16 protein-coding genes are annotated in these 22,303 nt (G+C 68.6%); 15 read left to right on the top strand and 1 reads right to left on the bottom strand.

Annotated elements, in window-relative coordinates:
• Positions 1 to 13 precede the first annotated feature (13 nt).
• The 15 genes from rpoC to AB4079_RS07025 all read left to right on the top strand — a co-directional run bounded on the left by rpoC (position 14) and on the right by AB4079_RS07025 (position 17,658).
• Positions 14 to 3,889, top strand: coding sequence for a DNA-directed RNA polymerase subunit beta' (gene rpoC / locus AB4079_RS07095; RefSeq protein ID WP_441786578.1), 3,876 nt, complete (start codon positions 14 to 16; stop codon positions 3,887 to 3,889).
• 355 nt (positions 3,890 to 4,244) lie between these two features.
• Positions 4,245 to 4,469, top strand: a complete 225-nt coding sequence (locus tag AB4079_RS07090; protein WP_441786577.1) for a hypothetical protein — start codon at positions 4,245 to 4,247, stop codon at positions 4,467 to 4,469.
• 251 nt (positions 4,470 to 4,720) lie between these two features.
• Positions 4,721 to 6,391 (top strand): GspE/PulE family protein, encoded by a 1,671-nt coding sequence (locus AB4079_RS07085; RefSeq protein WP_441786576.1) that lies wholly within the window; start codon positions 4,721 to 4,723, stop codon positions 6,389 to 6,391.
• A 16-nt stretch (positions 6,392 to 6,407) separates the two neighbouring features.
• Positions 6,408 to 7,853, top strand: coding sequence for a type IV pilus twitching motility protein PilT (locus AB4079_RS07080; protein WP_441786575.1), 1,446 nt, complete (start codon positions 6,408 to 6,410; stop codon positions 7,851 to 7,853).
• Complete coding sequence (locus tag AB4079_RS07075) at positions 7,853 to 9,082, top strand: type II secretion system F family protein (RefSeq protein WP_441786574.1); 1,230 nt, start codon at positions 7,853 to 7,855, stop codon at positions 9,080 to 9,082. Before AB4079_RS07080 ends, AB4079_RS07075 begins: the two co-directional genes overlap by 1 nt.
• 146 nt (positions 9,083 to 9,228) lie before the next feature.
• Positions 9,229 to 9,705 carry a type II secretion system protein gene (locus AB4079_RS07070; RefSeq protein ID WP_441786573.1) on the top strand — a complete coding sequence of 159 codons (477 nt, stop codon included), beginning with the start codon at positions 9,229 to 9,231 and terminating at the stop codon, positions 9,703 to 9,705.
• Positions 9,706 to 9,828: 123 nt separating this feature from the next.
• Positions 9,829 to 10,242 (top strand): type IV pilus modification PilV family protein, encoded by a 414-nt coding sequence (locus AB4079_RS07065; RefSeq protein WP_441786572.1) that lies wholly within the window; start codon positions 9,829 to 9,831, stop codon positions 10,240 to 10,242.
• On the top strand, positions 10,239 to 10,811 hold the full coding sequence (locus AB4079_RS07060) for a PilW family protein (protein ID WP_441786571.1): 573 nt from the start codon (positions 10,239 to 10,241) through the stop codon (positions 10,809 to 10,811). Before AB4079_RS07065 ends, AB4079_RS07060 begins: the two co-directional genes overlap by 4 nt.
• 17 nt (positions 10,812 to 10,828) lie before the next feature.
• On the top strand, positions 10,829 to 12,466 hold the full coding sequence (locus AB4079_RS07055; protein WP_441786570.1) for a hypothetical protein: 1,638 nt from the start codon (positions 10,829 to 10,831) through the stop codon (positions 12,464 to 12,466).
• 2 nt (positions 12,467 to 12,468) lie between these two features.
• The gene (locus tag AB4079_RS07050; protein ID WP_441786569.1) at positions 12,469 to 13,296 is read left to right on the top strand and encodes a prepilin peptidase; all 828 of its coding nucleotides are present in this window, start codon (positions 12,469 to 12,471) and stop codon (positions 13,294 to 13,296) included.
• A 24-nt stretch (positions 13,297 to 13,320) separates the two neighbouring features.
• Entirely contained in the window at positions 13,321 to 14,373 is a 1,053-nt protein-coding gene (pilM, locus tag AB4079_RS07045) for a type IV pilus assembly protein PilM (RefSeq protein WP_441786568.1), read from the top strand.
• Positions 14,370 to 15,131, top strand: a complete 762-nt coding sequence (locus tag AB4079_RS07040; protein ID WP_441786567.1) for a hypothetical protein — start codon at positions 14,370 to 14,372, stop codon at positions 15,129 to 15,131. The genes pilM and AB4079_RS07040 overlap by 4 nt, the downstream gene beginning before the upstream one ends.
• On the top strand, positions 15,131 to 15,874 hold the full coding sequence (locus AB4079_RS07035) for a hypothetical protein (protein ID WP_441786566.1): 744 nt from the start codon (positions 15,131 to 15,133) through the stop codon (positions 15,872 to 15,874). Before AB4079_RS07040 ends, AB4079_RS07035 begins: the two co-directional genes overlap by 1 nt.
• An 89-nt stretch (positions 15,875 to 15,963) precedes the next feature.
• Positions 15,964 to 17,148: a hypothetical protein gene (locus AB4079_RS07030; protein WP_441786565.1), complete on the top strand. Its 1,185-nt coding sequence runs from the start codon at positions 15,964 to 15,966 to the stop codon at positions 17,146 to 17,148.
• Positions 17,149 to 17,163: 15 nt separating this feature from the next.
• Positions 17,164 to 17,658, top strand: a complete 495-nt coding sequence (locus AB4079_RS07025) for a DUF6121 family protein (protein ID WP_441786564.1) — start codon at positions 17,164 to 17,166, stop codon at positions 17,656 to 17,658.
• 21 nt (positions 17,659 to 17,679) lie between these two features.
• Here AB4079_RS07025 and AB4079_RS07020 read toward each other — a convergent pair whose 3' ends face one another.
• Positions 17,680 to 22,194: an FtsK/SpoIIIE domain-containing protein gene (locus tag AB4079_RS07020; RefSeq protein WP_441786563.1), complete on the bottom strand. Its 4,515-nt coding sequence runs from the start codon at positions 22,192 to 22,194 to the stop codon at positions 17,680 to 17,682.
• Positions 22,195 to 22,303 lie beyond the last annotated feature (109 nt).

Here is a 22,303-nt window from a genome sequence, read left to right as displayed (position 1 = left end):
GAGAGTAGGAACATTGCTCGAGTCAACAACTTTTGACGAGCTGCGTATCGGCCTGGCCACCGCCGACGACATCCGTCGCTGGAGCTACGGCGAGGTCAAGAAGCCGGAGACCATCAACTACCGGACCCTGAAGCCCGAGAAGGACGGCCTGTTCGGAGAGCAGATCTTCGGACCGTCCCGCGACTGGGAGTGCTCGTGCGGCAAGTACAAGCGCGTCCGGTTCAAGGGCATCGTCTGCGAGCGCTGCGGCGTGGAGGTCACCAAGTCCTCCGTCCGTCGTGAGCGCATGGGCCACATCGAGCTCGCCGCTCCTGTGACGCACATCTGGTACTTCAAGGGTGTGCCGAGCCGCCTCGGCTACCTCCTCGACATGGCGCCGAAGGACCTCGAGAAGGTCATCTACTTCGCCGCGTACATGGTCATCTCGGTGGACGAGGACGGCCGTCACGCCGACCTCCCCGGACTCGAGAACGAGCTGCGCCTCGAGATCAAGACGCTGTCCGACCAGCGCGACGCCCGCGTCGCCGAGCGTCTGCAGCGCCTCGAGACCGACCTCGCCGCTCTGGAGGAGGAGGGTGCCAAGGCCGACCAGAAGCGTCGCGTCAAGGACACCGCCGAGAAGGAGATGGGTCAGCTCCGCAAGTCCTTCGACGAGGACATCGCCCGCCTGGAGCGCGTGTGGGAGTCCTTCCGCACCCTCAAGGTCGGCGACCTCAAGCCGGAGGACGCGGACTTCAACGAGCTCCTCGACCGCTACGGCCTCTACTTCGAGGCCTACATGGGCGCCGAGGCGATCAAGCGTCGTCTGCTGGCCTTCGACCTGGCCGCCGAGGCCGAGCTGCTGCGCGACCAGATCGCCAACGGCAAGGGTCAGAAGAAGATCCGCGCGATCAAGCGCCTGCGCGTCGTCTCGTCGTTCCTGGCGACCGGCAACTCGCCGGCCGCGATGGTGCTCGACGTCGTCCCGGTGATCCCGCCGGAGCTGCGCCCGATGGTCCAGCTCGACGGTGGCCGGTTCGCCACCAGCGACCTGAACGACCTGTACCGCCGCGTGATCAACCGCAACAACCGTCTGCGTCGTCTGCTCGACCTCGGTGCTCCCGAGATCATCGTGAACAACGAGAAGCGCATGCTGCAGGAGGCCGTCGACGCACTGTTCGACAACGGCCGCCGCGGCCGCCCCGTCACGGGTACCGGCAACCGCGCCCTCAAGTCCCTCAGCGACATGCTGAAGGGCAAGCAGGGTCGTTTCCGCCAGAACCTGCTCGGAAAGCGCGTGGACTACTCGGGCCGTTCGGTCATCATCGTGGGTCCGCAGCTCAAGCTGCACCAGTGCGGTCTGCCCAAGCAGATGGCTCTGGAGCTGTTCAAGCCGTTCGTCATCAAGCGCCTGATCGACCTGAGCCACGCTCAGAACATCAAGGCCGCGAAGCGGATGGTGGAGCGCTCGCGCCCGCAGGTCTGGGACGTGCTCGAGGAGATCATCCGCGAGCGCCCCGTGCTGCTGAACCGTGCGCCCACGCTGCACCGTCTGGGCATCCAGGCGTTCGAGCCGCAGCTCGTCGAGGGCAAGGCCATCCAGCTCCACCCGCTCGTCTGCGCCGCGTTCAACGCGGACTTCGACGGCGACCAGATGGCGGTGCACCTGCCGCTGTCGGTGGAGGCCCAGGCCGAGGCTCGCATCCTGATGCTCGCCTCGAACAACATCCTGAAGCCGTCGGACGGTCGCCCGGTCACCCTGCCCTCGCAGGACATGATCATCGGTCTGCACCACCTCACCACCGTCCGCGAGGGCGCTGTGGGCGAGGGTCGCGCGTTCTCCTCGGTCTCCGAGGCGATCCTCGCGAAGGACCAGGGCTCGCTGCACCTGAACGCCAAGGTGAAGATCCGTCTCACCGACTACGTGCCGTCCGACGCAGCCGACACCGGTGCCGAGCCGATCACCGCCATCGTGGACACCACGCTGGGTCGCGCCCTCTTCAACGAGACGCTCCCCGCGGACTACCCCTACGTGGAGGAAGTCGCCGACAAGGGCACGATCTCGTCGATCGTGAACGCCCTCGCCGAGCGGTACCCGAAGGTGGAGGTCGCTGCGGCTCTCGACCGGATCAAGGACGCCGGCTTCTACTGGGGCACCCGCTCGGGCGTCACGGTGTCGCTGAGCGACATCCTGACCCCGCCGAACAAGGCGCAGATCGTGGCCGGCTACGAGAAGAAGGCCGCCAAGATCACCTCGGAGTTCGAGAAGGGTCTCACGACCGACCTCGAGCGTCGCCAGGAGCTGGTGAAGATCTGGACCGAGGCCACCAACGAGGTCGCCGAGGCCATGCGCGCCAACTTCCCGGAGGACAACACCATCAACCGCATGGTGACGTCCGGTGCCCGTGGTAACTGGCTGCAGGTCCGCAACATCGCCGGTATGCGTGGTCTGGTGAACAACCCGAAGGGTGAGATCATCCCCCGTCCGATCATTTCCTCGTACCGCGAGGGTCTGTCGGTGGCGGAGTACTTCATCGCGACGCACGGTGCCCGTAAGGGTCTGGCCGACACGGCCCTCCGTACGGCGGACTCGGGCTACCTGACCCGTCGTCTGGTGGACGTCTCGCAGGATGTCATCATCCGTGAGGACGACTGCGGCACGACCAAGGGTCTCGACCTGCCGATCGCCACGGTCGGTGCGGACGGCGCCCTCACCCGCGACCCGAACGTCGAGAACTCGGTGTTCGCCCGTACCCTGGCCGCTGACGCGGTCACGGCGGACGGCACCGTGGTCGCTGCGGCGCGCGAGGACGTGGGCGATGTGCTCATCGACAAGCTGGTCGCCGCCGGCATCACCGACATCAAGGTCCGCTCCGTGCTGACCTGCGAGTCGGCGGTCGGCGTCTGCGCCGCCTGCTACGGCCGTTCGCTCGCGACCGGCAAGCTGGTGGACATCGGCGAGGCGGTCGGCATCATCGCCGCCCAGTCGATCGGCGAGCCCGGAACGCAGCTCACCATGCGTACCTTCCACACGGGTGGTTCCGCGTCCGCGGACGACATCACCCAGGGTCTGCCGCGCGTCCAGGAGCTGTTCGAGGCTCGTACCCCCAAGGGTGCGTCCCCGATCGCCGAGGCCGCCGGTCGCATCACCATCGAGGACACGGACAAGTCCCGCAAGGTCATCCTGACCCCGGACAGCGGCGACGAGCCGCACGTCTACCCGGTGCTGAAGCGCTCGACCCTCCTGGTGGAGGACGGACAGCGTGTCGAGCTCGGCCAGCAGCTGATCGTCGGCACCGTCGACCCGAAGGAAGTTCTCCGGGTCAAGGGTGTTCGCGAGGTGCAGAAGCACCTGGTGGGCGGCGTGCAGGGCGTCTACCGCTCGCAGGGTGTGCCGATCCACGACAAGCACATCGAGGTCATCGTCCGTCAGATGCTCCGCAAGGTCACCGTCGTCGACCACGGCGACACCGACCTGCTGCCGGGTGAGCTCGTCGACCGCTCGAAGTACAACGAGATCAACCGCGCTCACCTGCAGGAGGGCAAGAAGACCGCCTCCGCACGTCAGGAGGTCATGGGTATCACCAAGGCTTCGCTGGCGACCGAGTCGTGGCTGTCGGCCGCGTCCTTCCAGGAGACCACCCGCGTCCTGACGCAGGCGGCCATGGAGGGCAAGTCCGACCCGCTGATCGGGCTCAAGGAGAACGTCATCATCGGTAAGCTCATCCCGGCCGGCACCGGCCTGCAGCGCTACCGGAACGTCTCCGTCGAGGCGACCGAGGAGGCGAAGGCGGAGCGGTACCCCAACCGCATCTTCGCCGATGACTCCTCGTTCAACGAGAGCGACCTGAGCTTCGTCGACTTCGACAGCTTCAGCTCGGACGACTACACCCCGGGCACCTACAACTAATAGGTACCCCGTACGAAGGCCCCCGGCACCCGCCGGGGGCCTTCGTCGTTGTCGCCCCGGGGTTACATTTGCCCCAAATCGCGGGATACGCCGCCCCTTTCCCGACACTTGGGGCAAATGTCGCGGCGCGCGACGGAGGATTCCGGTGGGCGGCGGTCCGTCATTTCCTCCGGTTAGTGGACCGTCGCGGCGCGTCGCGCGAGGTCTCCTCCCTTCCCGCTGGCCCGCCCGCCGGGGAGAAGGTGTCGGAAAGGGAGGAGGGACGGCTCGAGGTGCGGCGCCGTCGGCGGAAACGGCGGACAATCGAGCCTCTGGCGTGCGAAACTCCTCCCTTACCGTCTGGGAGAATGGACGCATGTGGCGTCAGCTCCTCGAGTACACCGATACGGCCGGCCGCGCGATGGTCGGCTTCGCGGGCGTGCTGCTGGTCGCCGCCGTCGTGAGCTTCATCGTCGGCATCGCGCAGGCCGCCTCCGGCCACGCCGCAGGAACGCTGCCGTACTGGGCGGCGACGATGGGATGCGCGGTGCTGGCGGGCGTCCTCGTCTACCTGGCCAGCCGCCGAGGCAAGCTGCGCTGACCCTCGGCCCGCTTCGACGGCATTATCGCGCGTCGGCGCTCTGGGCCGGCTGACGGCCCTGTCGGACGATGGATGCACGCCCCGCAGGTGGGTGCCCCCCACCGGCGGGGCACCCTCTCGCGGGTCTGTTGCCCGCTCCGGGTCGCTGAATAGGGTGACTACGCCCAGCCGTCCAGGGATTTCTCGCCCCTGACCGGTCGGACCTGCCGTTCACCCGACCCGTCGGCAGCCATTTTCCCGAGGAGGTCCCCGTGGCGTCCATGACTGAGATCCTCATCCTTCACGGCCACCTGCCGATCGAATACCTCGACCGTGTGGCGACCGAACCGGCGGCGGACGAGTCCGTCGTGCGCGAGCTGATCGAGCGTGGCGCGATCACGTCCGGTCAGTTGGCGCGCGCCCGAGCTGCCCAGGCCGGTATCCCGTTCGTCGAACTGTCCGACTACCCGGTCGACCGTACGGCGGTCGCGCTGGTGTCCGCGAGCATCTGTCGCAGGCATTCCGTCTTGCCCATCGGTTTCGAGGACGGCCTTCTCGTCCTGGCGATGCAGGACCCCGGCGATGTCTTCGCCGTGGACGACATCCGCGCGGCCGCTCGCGTCGGTGTCCGCGCGGTCGTTGCCGAGGCGAGCGATCTGCTCGGCGCCATCGACCGCTACATCCGCGCCGACGACGAGCTCAGCGACCTCTCCAGCACGCTGGAGGAGGAGAGCAACGTCGAACGACAGGCCACGCTCGCCCTGTCGGACGCCAGCGAAGATGACGCCCCCATCGTGCGTTTCGTCAATCTGCTCGTAAGCCAAGCCATCCAGGACCACGCCTCCGACATCCACATCGAGCCGGGCGAGAACGAGCTCCGGGTCCGGTACCGCATCGATGGCGTTCTGCACGAGATGCAGAGCGCGCCCAAGAGCATCCAGAACGGGGTAACAAGCCGTCTGAAGATCATGAGCGACATCGACATCGCCGAGCGCCGCAAGCCGCAGGACGGCCGCATGTCGGTGGCCCATGGGGGCCGTCAGATCGACCTCCGCGTCGCCACCCTTCCCACCGTGTGGGGCGAGAAGGTCGTCATGCGAATCCTCGACAACACGAACACGAGCATGTCCCTCCGTGACCTCAATCTGCTGGAACACAACGCGCGCGCCTTCGAGGCGGCGTACACCAAGCCCTACGGGATGATTTTGGTCACCGGCCCGACCGGGTCGGGCAAGTCGACGACCCTGTACACCACGCTCAATGCGGTGTCTAAGCCGGAGATCAACGTGATCACGGTCGAGGACCCGGTGGAGTACCGGATGGCGGGCATCAACCAGGTCCAGGTGAACCCGAAGGCGGGCCTCACCTTCGCGAGCGCACTGCGCAGCATCCTCCGCAGCGATCCCGACGTCGTGCTGCTCGGCGAGATCCGAGACCACGAGACCGCCCAGATCGCCATCGAGGCGTCACTCACGGGCCACCTGGTGCTGTCGACGCTCCACACGAACGATGCGCCGAGTGCCGTCACGCGACTCGTCGAGATGGAGATCGAGCCGTTCCTGGTCGGCTCCGCTCTCGACTGCGTCGTCGCGCAGCGGCTCGCCCGACGGCTGTGCGAGCGGTGCAAGGCGCCCAAAGAGCTGTCTGAGGATGACGTGAGGCGGCTCCGGGTGCGAATGGACCCGGAGCAGGCCATTCCTACTGTCTTCCAACCCGTGGGCTGCAGCTTCTGCTCGAATACGGGCTTCCGCGGTCGTCTGGCCTTGCACGAGGTGATGACGGTCTCCGAAGAGATCGAGCGCCTCGCGGTCAGCCGGGCGTCGAGCGCCGAGATCGAGCGAACGGCCCGAGCGCAGGGGATGTGGAGCCTGCGTGAGGACGGCTGGGAGAAGGTCAAGTTGGGATTCACCTCGATCGAGGAGATCCTCCGGGTGGTCGCATGAGCGGAGTGATTCAAGCGTGGACAACGATGAGTGGAGCGGGCCGATGAGCATGTGGGAGTCGGACAGCGGCAAACCGATTTACGAGATCCCGGTCAACCCGGCACCGCCGCAGCCGGGGGAGTGGTTCCCCGCGCCCCGCTTCCGGTCCGAGGCGCGGATGCGTGCGGCAGCCGAGCCGGAACAGGTCTACGTCCCTGTCGCGCAGCCGCAGCCGCAACCGCAGCCGGCTCCGCAGCCGACTCCGGCGGCGGCGCCGATCAGCGCTCCTCCTGAAGGCACGCTGACCGACGCCGAGCGCGAGGCGCTCGCTCTGGCCGATCCTGACCTCATCTCGGCGCTGCGTCAGATCATCGAGCAGCGGGGGTCCGACCTCCACGTCACGGTCGGCGCGGCACCGATGATCCGTGTCGACGGCGGTCTCCGGCCGGTCGGCGATGGTTCGCCCTGGGACCGCCCCCGGGTGGAGCACGCCCTGTTCAGCCTCCTCACCGATCGCCAGAAGGACATGTTCCGGCGCGAGCTCGAGCTGGACTTCGCGTTCACGATCTCTGCGAATGCCCGCTTCCGCGTCAACCTGTACCAGCAGCGCGGTGCCTATGGCGCGGCTTTCCGACTCATTCCCACCGAGATCAAACAGCTCGAGGAGTTGGGGATTCCCGCCGGAGTCGCCGAGTTCGCCGGGATGCCGCGTGGGCTGGTGCTCGTGACGGGTCCGACCGGCTCGGGGAAGTCCACCACGCTCGCAGCGCTCATCGATATTGTCAACGCCACGCGAAGCGACCACATCGTCACGGTCGAGGACCCGATCGAGTTCATGCACAGCCACAAGCGGTCGATCGTCAATCAGCGCGAGGTCGGACACGACACCCACAGCTTCGCCAACGCGCTGAAACACGTCCTCCGCCAGGACCCGGACGTCATCCTGATCGGCGAGCTCCGCGACCTGGAAACCATTTCTGTGGCCCTCACCGCCGCTGAAACCGGTCACCTCGTCTTCGCGACCCTCCACACCCAGGATGCGCCCCAGACGATCGACCGCGTCATCGACGTTTTCCCTCCCCATCAGCAGGACCAGGTCCGCGCCCAGCTCGCGGCCACCCTTCAGGGCGTCGTCTGCCAGACCCTGGTACGCCGGGCGAACGGGAAGGGGCGCGCCGTGGCGACCGAGGTGCTGCGCATGACGCCCGCCATCGCGAACCTCATCCGCGAGGGCAAGACCTACCAGATCGCCTCGATGATGCAGGCGGGCCGCGACCTCGGCATGCACACCATGGACCAGCAGCTCGCCGATCTGGTCAATCGCGGCGTGATCACGCATCGCGTCGGCCTGGAGAAGGCGCACGACACGACCGGTTTCGGCCGGCTGGTGCAGCGCGTCGAGTCGCCGGGCGAAGCATCCGCTCGCGCCATCGCCGCCAGCGACATCGACTACGGCGACTCCTACTCCGGGACGGTGCGGTGATGGCCGGCGCCACCGCCTACGCGTACACCGGACGCAACTCCTCCGGCAAGCTCGTCCGTGGGCGCCTGGATGCGGGCAGCGAGGGGGCGGTCGTCTCGCGGATGCAGGCGATGGGGCTCTCGCCGGTCGCCATCAGCCAGGCGGGCGCCGGGACCGGCTTGCAGCGCGAGATCTCCATCCCCGGCTTCCAGCACCGCGTGAAGCTCAAGGAGCTGGCCATCCTGAGCCGGCAGATGGCGACGATGATCGGTTCGGGCATCTCCATCCTCCGCACCCTCACCATCCTCGCCGACCAGGCGGACGGCAAACGTCTTCCCGTCATCATGAGCAAGGTGCGGGACGACGTCGAGGAGGGGACCGCGCTCTCGACCGCGATGGCGGCGCACGCGGAGGACTTCCCTCCCCTGATGATCAACATGATCCGGGCGGGTGAGGCCGGCGGCTTCCTGGACCACGCGCTCGACTCGGTGGCGACGAACTTCGAGAAAGAGGTCAAGCTCCGCTCGACGATCAAGTCGGCGATGACGTATCCGGTCGTCGTCCTCGTGATGTCGCTGGTCTCCGTCATCGTCATGCTGGTCTTCATCGTCCCCATCTTCAAGAAGATGTTCGAGGGGCTTGGGGGCCAGCTTCCGCTTCCCACGCAGATCCTCGTGACCGTGTCCCAGTCGATGGTGTGGGTCGGCCCGGTCCTGGTGGTCGGGTCCGTCCTGTTCTGGCTCTGGTGGCGCAACAACAAGAACACCGACCGTGTTCGGCGTCAGGTAGACCGGCTCAAGCTGAGGTTGCCGGTCTTCGGGAGCCTGTTCAAGAAGATCGCGATCGCCCGCTTCGCCCGCAACTTCTCCAGCATGATCAGCGCGGGCGTGCCCATCCTGCAGGCGTTGCGCATCGTGGGGGAGACCTCCGGCAACTGGGTGCTCCAGGACGCCCTCACACGCGTCTCCGAGTCGGTACGGCGAGGCGAGTCGATCGCGAAGCCGCTGATCGCCGAACCGTTCTTCCCCCAGATGGTCTCGCAGATGATCGCGGTGGGTGAGGATGCCGGTTCGATGGAGGTCATGCTCGAGAAGGTCGCGACGTTCTACGACGACGACGTGCAAGCGACCACGGAGGCGCTCACGTCGCTGATCGAGCCCCTGCTCATCGCGTTCCTCGGTGTGGTCGTCGGCGGCATGATCGTGTGCCTGTACCTGCCGATTTTTCAGATCACATCCCTCATCCACTGACGGCCACGACCCCCGCTTTGGGGCGGAAAACCCCTGGAAAACCCCCCAATCGCGGGATTCTGCTGAGAAAACCCTGACAGCTAGCGTGGGCTATCGGATGAACCGAAACAGGAACCATCCCACCCCGGCACCGACCGCCCGACCGAATGGACACCGCAATGTACTTCCGCCTCATGGGCAAGCTGAACGCTCGCCGCAACTCGCTCACTGAGCAGTCCGAGAAGGGCTTCACCCTCATCGAGCTCCTCGTCGTCGTGATCATCATCGGCATCCTCGCCGCGATCGCGATCCCGATCTACATCGGCGTCCAGAACGGCGCCAAGGAAAGCTCGGTCAAGTCCGACCTCACCAACGCCAAGACCGCGTACGTGGCCGCATACACGCAGTTCGGCACCACCGTGACCACGGCTCCCACCGGTGTCCTCGACCCGACGGCCACCGTCAGCGGAACCACGAAGTGGGCCGACCTGGGTGTCACCAACAGCGTCACCTACGGATCGGGTCAGGGTCCGAGCGTCACCGGCACTTGGACCACCTTCTGCATCGCAGCGACCAGCCCGGACACCTCCAAGACGTTCCACATCGACCAGTCGGGTGGCGTCAAGGACAACGGCTGCTCATAACCCTCGCGGCGACGGGAGGACGGACTCGCCCGTCCTCCCGTCGCAGCAGCGTTTCTGAACGCACTCACGGCGCCCGAACGCCGGCTACGACTCCCCACCCGACCTAGCACTTGGGAGCGACTGATGATCCGCACCGACGAGCGATCGAAGGACGAGGGCTTCACCCTCATCGAAGTCCTCATCGCGATGCTGCTGATCGCCATCCTCTCGCTCGCCCTCCTGCCGTCTCTCGTCGGCATCCTCAAAGCCTCCGTTCGAAACGTCAGCGTCGCGACCGCCACGCAGTTCGTGAACAGGAATCTCGTCGACGCGCGGACGATCGGCACCACCTGCGCTGCCATCCAGTCCTACGGCGCCGCTGTCATCGGGCCCCTCACGGACGATCGCGGCGTCACCTTCTCGACGACGCGGAGCGTTGGGGTATGCCCGGCTACCTACCCCGGCACCGTCAAGGTGACCGTTACCGTGATGAGCAGTAATAGCCTTCAAGCCGTCGCCACCGGATCCACCCTGGTCATCGTCAGGAGCGCCTCATGAACGCCCCGACGAAGCGCGCCCGCGGTGACGCCGGGCTCACGCTTGTGGAGCTGACGATCGCGATGGCTCTCTCGGTGCTGCTGATCGGAGTGGCGGTTGGACTCTTCGCATCTGCGTCGAAGAGTCAGACGACCATCTCCAGCCGTTCCGGCGCCGCAACGAGCGCCCAGCAGACGATGCGGAGCCTGACGCAGGGGATCGAGAACGCGTCGGAGTTCACCGTCCAGACGAACGGTTCGGATCTGATGCTCGTCGCACGGACCGCGAGTACCGGTGCGACCCTCGGCTGGAGGTGCCAGGCCTGGTACTACCAGGCGTCCACGAGCACGTTGCGGACCACGACGACGGCAGACGGCACGAAGATTGTGCTTCCCACCGTGACCCAGCTTGGGGCATGGACGCGCCTCGCGACCGGCGTATCGCCGGTCGGCACGACACCGGTATTCCAGGGCGTCGGACAGAATCTGCAAGTCGGTTTCGTCGCTGCCGTCGCATCCGGCCAGTCCGTGACGATGCAGACCACGATCCTTCAGCAGAGCGGAGTGGGGGCGAGCGGCACATGCTATTGACCCGCCTGCGCGCAAGGATGCGCGAACTGACCTCCGCCCGCGACAGCGGCTTCGCAATCGGCGGAGTCGTCGCCCTGATGGCCGTGTCCATCCTGCTCATCGCGCTGATGAGCAGCTCGGTGGTCTACGCCATCGGTTTCAGCACGGCCACTCGTGCCGGCGTCCAAGCGCAGGGCGCCGCCGAGGCGGGTGTGGCGGTGGCCACCGTGGGCCTCGAAACGGGTACGTGTTCGAGCGTGGGCGCGGTCTACCAGAGCGCCGCCGGGCAGACCCCGGTCTACCGTGCTGTCGTCTACGTGCCGGGCGGGAGCGGCTGGGTTCAGGGCTGCCCGGCCGCAGGAAACACGAACGTGCGCATCCTCTCCAACGGCACCGCGGCCAACGGCGGAACCGCCGGACAGCGTGCGAACGATTCCAAGACCCTGGAGACCGTCCTCGGCCCGTCGACCCAGCCGACCCAGATCGCGGCCTCCGGACCCGCGGTCTACGCCTACTCCTCGAGCAACTTCGGCGGATCGGGCACGCTCGTCTCGGTAGACGGGTCGAGTCCAAAGGTGATGATCAGCACCGGAAACGTGAACTGCGACGGAGCGTCCAGCGGCGCCTCGGACCTGGTCGTCAAGAACGGCAACCTGACCATGTCGGGATCCTGCAGCGTTACGGGCAACGTCTGGGCCAGCGGTGCGCTGGCCATCAGCGGAGGCGTCCAGGTGGGCGGTAACGCCGTGGCGAACTCGATCTCCATCTCGAGCGGCGCGATTCGGGGCAGCGCCTGGTCCGCGTCCACCACGTCCCTCTCCGGTGGCTCGAGCTCCATTTACGGCAACCTGACGTCAACGACCACCACCTTCAACTCCGGCGGCTACGTCGGCGGCAACATCTGGAACTACGGGACCGTCACCCTCGACTGGGGCTCCAAGATCATCGGCAACGCGACCGGCACGTCCATCCTGAACACGAACCGCCCGAGCACGCTCGGCTCGTACACGCAGATCGCCACCGGCCCGGGCGCGTCGCCCTACCAACAGCCGGCCACCCCCAGTGTTCCGAACTGGGTGGACTACAACTACGACCCATCGGTCTGGACCGGCTTCACCCCGGTCGTCCTTCCGACGGGCACCTGCTCGATCACGACTCTCCGGAACGCAATCACCTCGCTCGGTGGCGGCAAGGGGCTCATCGACGCACGCAACTGCTCGAACGGGGTCACCCTGACCGGCAGCGATCAGCTGGCGATCTCGAATGACGTCGCGTTCTTCGCCAAGACCGTGAACATCGGCAACAGCGGCGGAATCGTTCCCTCCGCCGCGGCTCGCGTCTGGTTCATCAACCCGGACACCACCGCCAACGGTCTGCCCACCTGCAGTTCGGGAACCAGCTTCTCCGTCTCCGGCGCTCCCGTGTTCCAAAACTCGGCGGGCACGATCAAGGCCTCGGTGATGATGTATTCGCCGTGCGACGTGACCATCAGCTCGGGCGTGAGGTTCCAGGGTCAGGTGTTCGCCGGGTCGGCCACGATCGACGGCGGCGCACAGGTCGGCTATGTGGCCATCGGCCTTCCCGGCGTCGACCTCTCCACCGGTTCCAGCACCGGCGGCGGATCCACGACCACGACACGCACCATCGTCTCCAACCGGAATTACACGGGGTCGTGATCATGGTCGCCGTCCTCGCAGCAGTATTCGGGTCGCTCATCGGCTCGTTCCTCAACGTCGTCGTCTTCCGCGTCCCGGCGGGACGGTCGGTGGTGTCACCGCCGAGCGCCTGCCCGGCCTGCGGTGCGGGCATTCGGTCGTTCGACAACATCCCGGTCGTCTCCTGGCTGGTCCTCCGCGGCCGCTGCCGGGACTGCGGTGCGCCTATCTCGGCGCGGTATCCGTCCGTGGAGCTCGTCACCGCGCTCGGCTTCGCCGCTGTGGCCCTCTGGCGTCTCCCGTCGTTGGAGGCTGCCATCGCGTCCGAGTCTGCTGCCCGTATCGCCGGATCGCTGTTGGAGCTCGCCGCCTACCTCTTCCTCGCGGCGGTCTCGATCGCCCTCGCGCTGATCGATCTGGACACGCACCGTCTGCCCGATCGGATCGTGCTTCCCGCGTACGTCGTGGGCGGCGGGCTGCTCACGGTCGTCGCGGTGCTGAACGCCGACGGCTGGGGGCTGCTGCGTGCGCTGATCGGAGCGGCCGCAGCATTCCTGTTCTATCTGGTGCTCGGGCTGGTCAAGCCGGGAGCGATGGGTTTCGGGGATGTGAAGCTCGCCGGTCTGCTGGGGCTGTACCTCGGCTGGGTCGGGTGGAGTGCGCTCGTGATCGGGATCTTCGGCGGTTTCATCGTCGGTGGAATCCTGGCGCTCGTGCTGTTGGCGGCACGTCGCGTCTCCGTCGGAGGCGGGATCCCGTTCGGGCCGTCGATGCTCGCCGGAGCGTGGATCGGGCTGGTCGCGGGTCCGGCCATCTGGAACGGGTACCTGGCATTTGCGGGGCTGGCATGACCGGCCGGGACGAGAGGGAGTGACATGGCGAACACCGTGGTAGGAGTCGACATCGGCAGCGCGAGCATCCGGGCTGTGGAGTTGGTCGACGCTGAGAAGGCCAAGCCCACCCTCGTCCGCTTCGGCCGGATCGACATTCCGCCGGGAGTGGTTCGCCGGGGCGAGGTCATCGAGGCTGAGACGACTGCAGGGCTGCTCAAGCGGCTGTGGTCGGATGCGGGATTCAAGACCAAGCGTGTCGTCCTCGGGATGGGGAACCAGCGCGTGTTCGCCCGCGACCTGACCGTTCCCCGTGCACCGCTGCCGCGCATCCGCGAGTCGCTGCCCTTCCTGGTCCAGGAGATGCTGCCGCTGCCGGTCTCCGAGACCATCCTCGACTTCTACCCCACCAGCGAAGGGATGGGCGAGCACGGACCGACGGTCAGCGGTCTGCTCATCGCGGCCGTCAAAGACGCCATCCTCGCGAACGTCAAGGCGGTACAACTGGCCGGCCTCACCCCGGTCGAGGTCGACCTCATCCCGTTCGCGCTTCAACGTGCGCTTGTCAGCCGTCCGCGGATCGGTGGGACGGTCGCACTCATCGACGTGGGCGCGAGTACGACGACCGTCGTCGTCGCCAAGGACGGCGTCCCGGAGTTCGTTCGCTTGATCCCGACCGGGGGCGACGATCTCACCACTGCGCTCAGCACACGGCTGGAGCTCACCGCGGGTGAGGCCGAGTACATCAAGCGCACCCTCGGCCTGGGCACGAACGCTGCGGATGCCCAGCAGCACGCTCAGCTGTCCGTGATCTACGAGGTGGTGAACGAACTTCTCGGGAGCCTTCGGAACACGATCACCTACTTCTCGAACACCCGTGCCGACGCGCCCGTCGAGCGGATCGTTCTGGCTGGTGGGGCGGCGCAGCTACCGGGCTTCGGTGCCGCACTCGCTGAGTTCACGCGCCTCCCCGTCATCGAAGGCGAGCCGTTCGCGACGATCGGCATCTCACGCAACCTCACTTCGGAGAATCTCCGCCTTCATCAGCGCGAGATCACTGTCGCGCTCGGCCTTGCGATGGGGAGCGTGGCGGCATGAGCGCGGCAAGTGAGGCGATCACCGGCACACGCCAGGCGGCCAGATCAGTCGACGCCGAGGGCGGGTCGAAGGCCAAGAAGGCCGCAACGTTCCGTCCGTCCGGCGCCGCCGACGATATCCGGACCGGCTTGGAGCCACGCGTCGACCTGCTGCCGGCCGAGATCCGGACGTCCCGGAAGCACGAACAGATCGTTCGTCGGATGGTCTTCGGACTGGTCGCCGTCGTCGCCGTGACCCTCCTTGCGGTACTCGGTGCGAATGCACTGGCGCTAACCGCCGGAGCGGCCCTCGTCGCGGAGCAGGCGCACGGAACGCAACTCATCCAGCAGCAGCAGAAGTACGTGTCGCTGCGCACCACGCAGTCGGAGCTTGCCCTGGTCAAGGCCGCCCAGGCGGTCGGCGGTGCCACCCACATCGACTGGGGCACGCGCGGCGCGGAGCTGATCGGCACGCTGCCGACGGGTTCCACCATCCTGAACGTGTCGATCAACGCGGCGACACCGGTCGCGCCGTATCAGCAGTCAACGGTACCGGGCGTCGTCCCACAGGTCGCATCCGCGACCGTGACGATCGCCGCACCCGACCTCGCATCGGTTACGCGGTGGCTGTCCACCATCGGGGGAATGCGCGACGTGACGGACACCGCGGCGGGGGCGGTGACGATCCAGTCCGGGGGCACCTACCAGGCCACCGCGACCATCTACTACGGGGTCGGTGCCTGGGACAACAGGTACCTGACGCCGGCGAAGGGCAAATGATGGACAAGAACCGGCTTCTCATGCTGCTGATCGGCCTCGGGGCAGCGGCCGTACTGGCGGGGGGCTTCGTGCTCGGCGTCCAGCCGTCGCTTCAGGCTGCAGCGGAGTCGGATGCGGCCCGCCAGCAGGCGGTAGCGACCAACGCCCTGAATCAGGCAGCCCTCAACACGCTGATCGCGCAGAACAAGAAAGTGGGCGAGCTCACCGGGCAGCTGGAGGAGCTGCGGCTCTCGATACCGGCCACCGAGAACATGCCGGCGTTCATCGACGCGGTCGGCGACGCTGCGTCGGCGGAGACTCTCATTGTTCAGAACGTGACGCCGGCGGACGCCATCGCGTACGCGCCGGCCGGTGTCGCCGCTCCTGCGGCTCAGCCGACTCCCGCACCGACGTCGACTCCGTCCTCCACTCCGACCCCGGCGCCCAGCGCCACGGCCGCTCCGCCGACGGCGTCGGCGCAGGGCCTCCCCATCCACAGCGACCCCACCATCACCGCAGCCAACTTCCTCGCGATCCCGGTGAAGATCGGCGTCGCCGGACCGCTCGATCGCACGATCGCGTTCGTCCACCGCCTCCAGGACGGCTCCAGGCTGTTCACGGTGAGCGGCATCTCGGGCGGCGCCGACAGCTCCGCGACCGGAGGCGGATCCAAGGGCGTAGCCGCTGCACCCTCGGAGACGTATTCCGTCTCGGGGTACGTCTACGTCCTCGCGAAAGCGGTGGCCCCCGCCCCGGTGAAGTAGCGCCAACCCCGGTCCCGCCTCCCTGGACACGGCCCGCCCCGTTGCTACAGTGGGCGCAACGGGCCCGCCGGGCCCCTGGAGGAGCCAGGATGAGCGACACGCCGGAGTCCGCACCCAAGCGCGCGACGTACGAGCCCACACCGGACACCGACCAGGTGGCCCCCGCGACCGCCCCGGCCGAGTCGGCCGCAGCCGAGCCCGCCACCGAACCGCAGGACACCGACCCGGAGGTGGTGGAGCCGCCGTCGGAGCCGGTTTCGGCCCGCGGGCACATCAACCGTCCCGCCGACGAGGCCGCCGGGGATGCAGCGGCGGAGGACGCCGCCCCGGCAGCCGTCCCGGCTCCCGCGGCCGCCGAGCCGCAGCGCCCGTCGGCCATCTCGGAGCCCGAGCCCGTCGTCGCGACCGACGACGACGTCGCCGCCGCCGTGGCCCGCAACAGTGCGCAGCCGGGCGCGGCCGCCGCCGGGTCAGCGACCGTCGACACGGCGTCGCCCGCCGAGTCGGCCACCCCCGTCATCGCGGCCGCCGAGGCCGCGAACCTGAGCCAGGCCGGGGAAGCCCCGACCGCGGCGTACGGTACGGCGCCTGCGGGCGAGGCGACGTCAGCGGGCGTCCCGGCCACCGCCGGAGCCGTCACCGGAGCAGCCGTTGCCGCCCCTGGCCCGCAGCCCGTCACGCCCATCTACCTGCAGCATCCCGAGCCGCCGAAGAAGAAGAGCAACCGCGGCGTCGGCATCCTCATCGCCCTCGTCGGCACTGTGGCGTTCGCCATCCTGTGGGCCGCCGCTGTGGTCATCATCGGCTCGCTGCTCACCCCGAGCGATGAGTACTTGTCGCAGCTGCTGGAGTTCTTCACCGGTGGTGTGGCATTCGGCCTGCGAGGCTGGGCTCCTATCCTGGCGTTCTTCATCGGGATGGTCGTCCTCATTCAGATTCTGAACCGCGCGCGCTGGTGGGCGTACATCCTGGGCGGCCTGTTCGTCGGGATCTTCGTGTACTTCGTGTACATCGGCGCCGGCCTCATCGATGCCCAGTACTGGACCCGCAACCCGAACGAGTTCGCCATCCTGCTCCGGACTGCGTGGGTGAGCCCACTGGCCGTCCTCGCCGGCGTCATCGCCCGTGAGATCTCCATCTGGACCGGCGCGTGGCTGGCGGCGCGCGGCCGCAAGCTGAAGGCGCGCAACGCCGAGGCGCAGGCCGACTACGAGCAGCAGGTCGCCGACGCGCAGAACCAGGCCGCCTCCGCGTACGCACAGCAGGGGTACTGACCGGCGGCGTGATCGATGCGTGATGAGCGCGCCTACGCCACCGTCGTCGCGTTCTTCGCGACGGCGCTCTACCTCGCGCTCGTCGTCGGTGCGTTCGGGCTGATCTCGCTCGCCACCGACAGCGACGTCATCGGGGACCCGAAGATCGGACCGCTCGTCGGGCCGACCATGGTGGTCGCAGCCTCCCTGATGCTGCTCGTGTTCCTGATCGTGCTCGGGACGCGCGTCCCCGGCGACAAGCAATCCGTCTCTCCGGGTGCGGCGTTCGGTGTCGGGATCGCGTGCTACGCCGTCTTCATCACGGCCGGAGGAATTGCGGGGTCGATCGGTGACCCGGGCGACCCGCTGCACTACTTCCTGTTCGCGCTGTCGCAGCTCATCGGCTGGCCGGCGATCACGGCCGGCCTCGCGGCGTTCGCCGTGACGCTGATCTACCAGCTGGTTCTGGTCGGCCGCTTCCGCCAGCGCGGGCGTCCGCGCTGGCCGTGGGAGCACGACGACGAGGAATGAGCGGGGGGAGTAGCGAGCCGGCTACACCCGCACCCGCGCCGGGAGGGACGCATCCACCAGCGGCACCTGCACCCGCGTGAAGCCGCCCTTCTGGATGAAGACCCCGCGTCCAGGAGGGAACTCCGACCGGTTCAGCCGGGGCAGCGGCGTCTTGAGCAGCAGGTCGCCCTCGATCGAGTCGGGCTGAAGCAGCAGTCCGCGTCGACCGTTCTTCACCTCGCCGAGCAGCGGCCAGGAGGTGCCCCACGCGCTGGTCTCCGCCTCGGCGACGAGCAAGTGGTCGCTGCGGCGGATGGCGCGGGCCAGCTCCACGATGGGTGAGTCGGCGGGCGTCTGCAGGAAGTCCCCGATGCTCTCCACGAAGACCGCGATCCGTCCCTCGGTGTCCGGATCGCCAACGGCCGCGACCAGATCCTTCGCCAGCTCGGCGGCGTCCGCCGGCGTGAGGGCCCGGTCGGTCCAGAGGTCGGAGCCGGCCAGCGGGGACCGGGCGCTGCCCACGTAGTACAGGCGCGTCTCGGCGTCGAAGCGCGCGACCGCGTCCGCGACGGCGGCGAGGGCGGTGGTCCGTCCGCTCGCCGGGGGACCGGCGATGAGCAGGGTGCCGGACGGCTCGAAGCCGAGCGGCCCGAGGTCGAGGTCGCCGATCCCCAGCACGGGCAGTCCGCCGACGCTGTCGGGCAGGGCGGCCGGGGCGAGCTCCTTCGGCATGGACCCGACAACGGGCGCGTGCGCGATGCCCGCCCGCTCCATCGCCTCGGCGAGCCGGCGGACGGCCTCCGACTGGTCGGCCACCGCGCGAGAGCCGCCGAGCACGGCCACCTGCGTCTCGTACCCGTCGACGATGGCCCTGCCGGGAGGGGAGGCGGCCGAGAGGATGTCGCTGGGCACGTCGAGCATCCCGTAGCCGTCCTCCGCCAGGCGCAGCACCACCCGCCGCTGCACCAGCGATCCGATGGCGGTGGGGACGGCGCCGGCGCGGTCGCCGGTGAGGGCGACGTGCATCCCGAGGCGCCGGCCGTCGGCCAGCAGGTCGCGGAAGACGTCGTACCACTGCGACCGCCCGGCCGGGATCTCGAAGTCCTCCCGGAAGGCGGGGAAGCCGTCGATCAGCAGCAGGATGCGCGGCTCGTCCTGCCGCCGGGTCAGCGACCGGTACTCGGTGATGCTGGAGGCGTTGGCCTCGGCGAAACGCGGGCCGCGGTCTTCGAGCGTTTCCTTCAGCATCCGGAACAGACGGATGATGCGCTCGGGGTCGTCGCCCGGGATGATCGAGCCGACGTGCGGCAGCTTCTCCAGCATCCGCAGGCTACCGGCGCCGAAGTCGAGCCCGTAGACGTGGACCGGACCGCCGCGCGGCGTGATCGCTGCCGCGGAGGCGAGGGAGCGGAGCACCGTCGACTTTCCCGAGCCGCCGGTGCCGTAGATCGCGATGTTGCCGTCGATGTCCGGCTGGAAGTAGACGGGTCGCTGCTCCTGCCGGTCCGGGATGTCGGACACACCGAGCAGCAGCTGGGCATCGGTCCGCTGCCGCAGCAGCCCGAGGTCGTAGGCCGCGGCGAGCTCGTCCAGCCAGGGGCGGCGCGGGCCCGGGATGTGCGCGGCGGCCTGCGCGCGCACGATGGAGGCCACCAGGCGCTGCTGGTCGGTCGGCCCGAGGTCGCGCTCCGGCTCCTCGGCTGGGCGCTCCTCCTCCCAGCGCACCTCGCCGCCGAACCGCAGCTCGGACACCTCCACGCCGGTCCGCTCCGGCTCGCGGCTGGTCCAGCCGCCGGCGTAGGCCGACTGGAAGCGCACCAGCCGTCCCGGCCCGGTCTTGGCGAGGCCCCGGCCGGGGATGCCCGGGTCGAAGTGGCCGGCGTCAGCGACCCCGACGACGTCCTGGCTGTCCGACTCGTCGGCCATCCGCAGCGCGATGCGGAGGTTGGTGTTGGCGCGCAGGTTGTCCTTGATCACGCCGGCGGGGCGCTGCGTCGCCATGATCAGGTGGATGCCGAGGGAGCGGCCGCGCTGGGCGATGTCGACCACGCCGTCGACGAACTCCGGAACCTCGCCGACCAGGGCGGCGAATTCGTCGATCACCAGCACCAGGGCGGGAGGGCTGTCCGGGTCGCCGCGCTTCTCCAGCTCCAGCAGGTCCTTCGCCTTCTTGCGGTTGAGCAGGTGCTCGCGGTGGTGCAGCTCGGCGCGGAGGCTGGTGAGCGCCCGGCGGACGAGGTGCGGGCTCAGGTCGGTGACCAGTCCGACGCAGTGCGGGAGGCTAACGCAGTCCGCGAACGCGGAGCCGCCCTTGTAGTCGACGAAGAGGAAGGTGACACGGTCGGGACTGTATTCGGCCGCCATCCCGAGCACCCACGCCTGCAGGAACTCGCTCTTCCCCGCGCCGGTGGTGCCGCCGACGAGGGCGTGCGGGCCTTGCGTCCGCAGGTCGAGGTGCATGGCGTCGACCCCGGCGGAGCCGATCGTCGCACGCAGCGTGCCGGGGCGGCGGCGCGCAGGCCGTTCGCTCGACGTCCGGTCGTGGATGGAGGCGTTCTGCCGCCAGCGGTCGACGACCGCGCTGGACGACTCGGCCAGCTCGTGACCGAGCAGGGTCACCAGCGAGATGGAGCGGGGCAGGTCGCTCGCGTCGGCGACCAGCGCGCCCGCGTCGATCACCGGCGCCATCCGCTTGGCGTAGTCGAGCGCCGTCGCGGCCGTCACCGGCTCCGTTACGACGTCCTCGACCGTCTCGCCGAGGCGGACGAAGCCCGCGCGCGCACGGTGCGGCTGGTCCGTGTGCTGCAGGAAGGTGCGGCACACGGCGGGCAGGGTGGTGACGTCGTCGGAGATCCAGACGGGGAACACGCCGGCGTCGGCCGCTGCCTCCGCCAGCTGCACGAGGCGGGCGCGGTCGACGGCCACATCGTCGGAGATCACGACGACGACCGCGGGCACCGGCGACGGCGTGCCCTCGGTCGTCTGCGACCGGCCGACCTCGGCGCCGCGTTCCAGCGCGGCGCTCTCCTGCTCCATGGCGCCGCGACGCTGCCGCCCGCGCCGCGCGTCGGCGAGGCGCTCTTCGACCAGGCCCTCGAGTGCGCTGAGCACACCGGACGCGCTGGATGCGCTGTCCGCGAGATGACCGCCGGGCAGCGGGCTGTGCGGCGATGAGGTGTGCGGCATCCACTTGAGCCAGCTCAGTTCGCGGGACCAGCGCGGGGAGACCAGCGCCGCGACCGCGAGCTCGGCGGGAGAGTGCAGCGCCGTGAGCTGCACCAAGACCGAGTTGACCGAGCCGGCGATGAGGTCGGCCGGGCCGGCGATGCCGAGGGCGCCCGACTCGTACAGGTTGTCCAGCACCGGAACGTCGTCGACGCGTTCGTTGGCGGCGACCACCGCATCCAATCGCTCCTGGAACTCCACGATCAGCTCTGCACGGTCGACGGCCTGCACGGTGTTGCGGGAGCGCATCGACCCGCGGCCCAGCTGGAGGTTGAGGAACGACCAGTGCTCGGGGCGTCGCGTCCACAGCAGCGGGCCGCGGCGCACGGCTTCGGAGAGGGCGTCCGCCGTGGTCGGCGTCTCGGCCCTGCGCAGTTCGACCTCGGTGCGGCGCTCCTGCTCGAGCTTCGTCGAGAGCGCTTCGAGGCGCTGCTCGAACACGGCGATCTGCTTCTTCAGCTTGCGCTTCCCGCGGGACCGCCCGCTGACGTAGTTGCCGATCAGCATGACCGGCGAGAGCAGCACGAACAACAGGGTGGTCGGCTGGTGCGTCAGCGCGAACATGGCCCCGCCGAGCAGCAACGGCGTGATCATCGCCAGCAACGGGAAGGGCGGGTCGTCCTTCTCGGCGGGGACCTCGGGCGCCTGGAAGACCTGCCCCGCGTAGCGCCGTTCCACTCGCGGCGACCGGTTGAAGAACACCGGGCCGGCGGTCGGTGTAGCGGCGGGGAGCTCGGATGCAGCTCGTACCACCAACTCCACCTCGGTGTCGCCGAGCAGCAGCGTCTCGGTGCGCCGGACCGTGAACCGGGTCACCAGACCGCCGTCCACGACGACGCCGTTCGCCGAGCCCAGGTCGACGACTTCGACCCCGTCGCCGGCCTCGAAGCGCACGTGACGCTTCGACACCAGAGCATCCTCCAGCACGATGTCGCACGACTCGTCGCGGCCGAGAACGGTCGTGCCGGCCCGCAGCGGGAACTCGGTCCCGGCCTGCGAACCGTTCAGCACCCGCAGCGTCGCGACCACGGGTACCTCGCCCAGCTCTGGCGGTGCGTAGTGGAGTCCGGCGTCGGCCAGGGCGACCGTCGCGCCACTGCCGATCCAGGCCTCCCCGACCGGGGCATCCGGCGGCAGGATGAGCGGGTCGGCCTGGCCGGGAAGCTGCGCGCGCAGGGTCAGGGCGCCGGGCGCAGCGACGGGTCCGGTGCGCCGCGGGTCGATCCGCGCGATGGTCGCGGCGACCTCGGAGATGCTGGCCGCCGCGTCCGCGGTGACGACGATGTCATCGCTGCTGCCGGACGGGCGGGCGAGAGTCAGTTTCAGTCGCACGTTTGCACCATACCCAGTCCGCCCGGCGCACGTGGATGGGGACCGCTCCCCATCGCTTCCCCGCTGGACCACCGGTACGGTGCTGAAGGCAGGATGACCCGAGGACCGG

The organism is Leifsonia sp. 2MCAF36, assembly GCF_052115525.1.
In the GTDB taxonomy this organism is placed as follows: Bacteria; Actinomycetota; Actinomycetes; order Actinomycetales; family Microbacteriaceae; genus Leifsonia.
This window is presented reverse-complemented; position numbering and strand designations above follow the sequence as displayed.

Excerpts from the sequence above, each read along its gene's own strand:
- AB4079_RS07050 (WP_441786569.1), top strand. The coding sequence starts at position 12,469 with ATGGTCGCCGTCCTCGCAGCAGTATTCGGGTCGCTCATCGGCTCGTTC.
- AB4079_RS07075 (WP_441786574.1), top strand. The coding sequence starts at position 7,853 with ATGGCCGGCGCCACCGCCTACGCGTACACCGGACGCAACTCCTCCGGC.
- AB4079_RS07040 (WP_441786567.1), top strand. The coding sequence starts at position 14,370 with ATGAGCGCGGCAAGTGAGGCGATCACCGGCACACGCCAGGCGGCCAGA.
- AB4079_RS07070 (WP_441786573.1), top strand. The coding sequence starts at position 9,229 with ATGGACACCGCAATGTACTTCCGCCTCATGGGCAAGCTGAACGCTCGC.
- AB4079_RS07055 (WP_441786570.1), top strand. The coding sequence starts at position 10,829 with ATGCGCGAACTGACCTCCGCCCGCGACAGCGGCTTCGCAATCGGCGGA.
- AB4079_RS07030 (WP_441786565.1), top strand. The coding sequence starts at position 15,964 with ATGAGCGACACGCCGGAGTCCGCACCCAAGCGCGCGACGTACGAGCCC.
- AB4079_RS07060 (WP_441786571.1), top strand. The coding sequence starts at position 10,239 with ATGAACGCCCCGACGAAGCGCGCCCGCGGTGACGCCGGGCTCACGCTT.
- AB4079_RS07025 (WP_441786564.1), top strand. The coding sequence starts at position 17,164 with ATGCGTGATGAGCGCGCCTACGCCACCGTCGTCGCGTTCTTCGCGACG.
- AB4079_RS07090 (WP_441786577.1), top strand. The coding sequence starts at position 4,245 with ATGTGGCGTCAGCTCCTCGAGTACACCGATACGGCCGGCCGCGCGATG.
- AB4079_RS07065 (WP_441786572.1), top strand. The coding sequence starts at position 9,829 with ATGATCCGCACCGACGAGCGATCGAAGGACGAGGGCTTCACCCTCATC.
- AB4079_RS07035 (WP_441786566.1), top strand. The coding sequence starts at position 15,131 with ATGGACAAGAACCGGCTTCTCATGCTGCTGATCGGCCTCGGGGCAGCG.
- pilM (WP_441786568.1), top strand. The coding sequence starts at position 13,321 with ATGGCGAACACCGTGGTAGGAGTCGACATCGGCAGCGCGAGCATCCGG.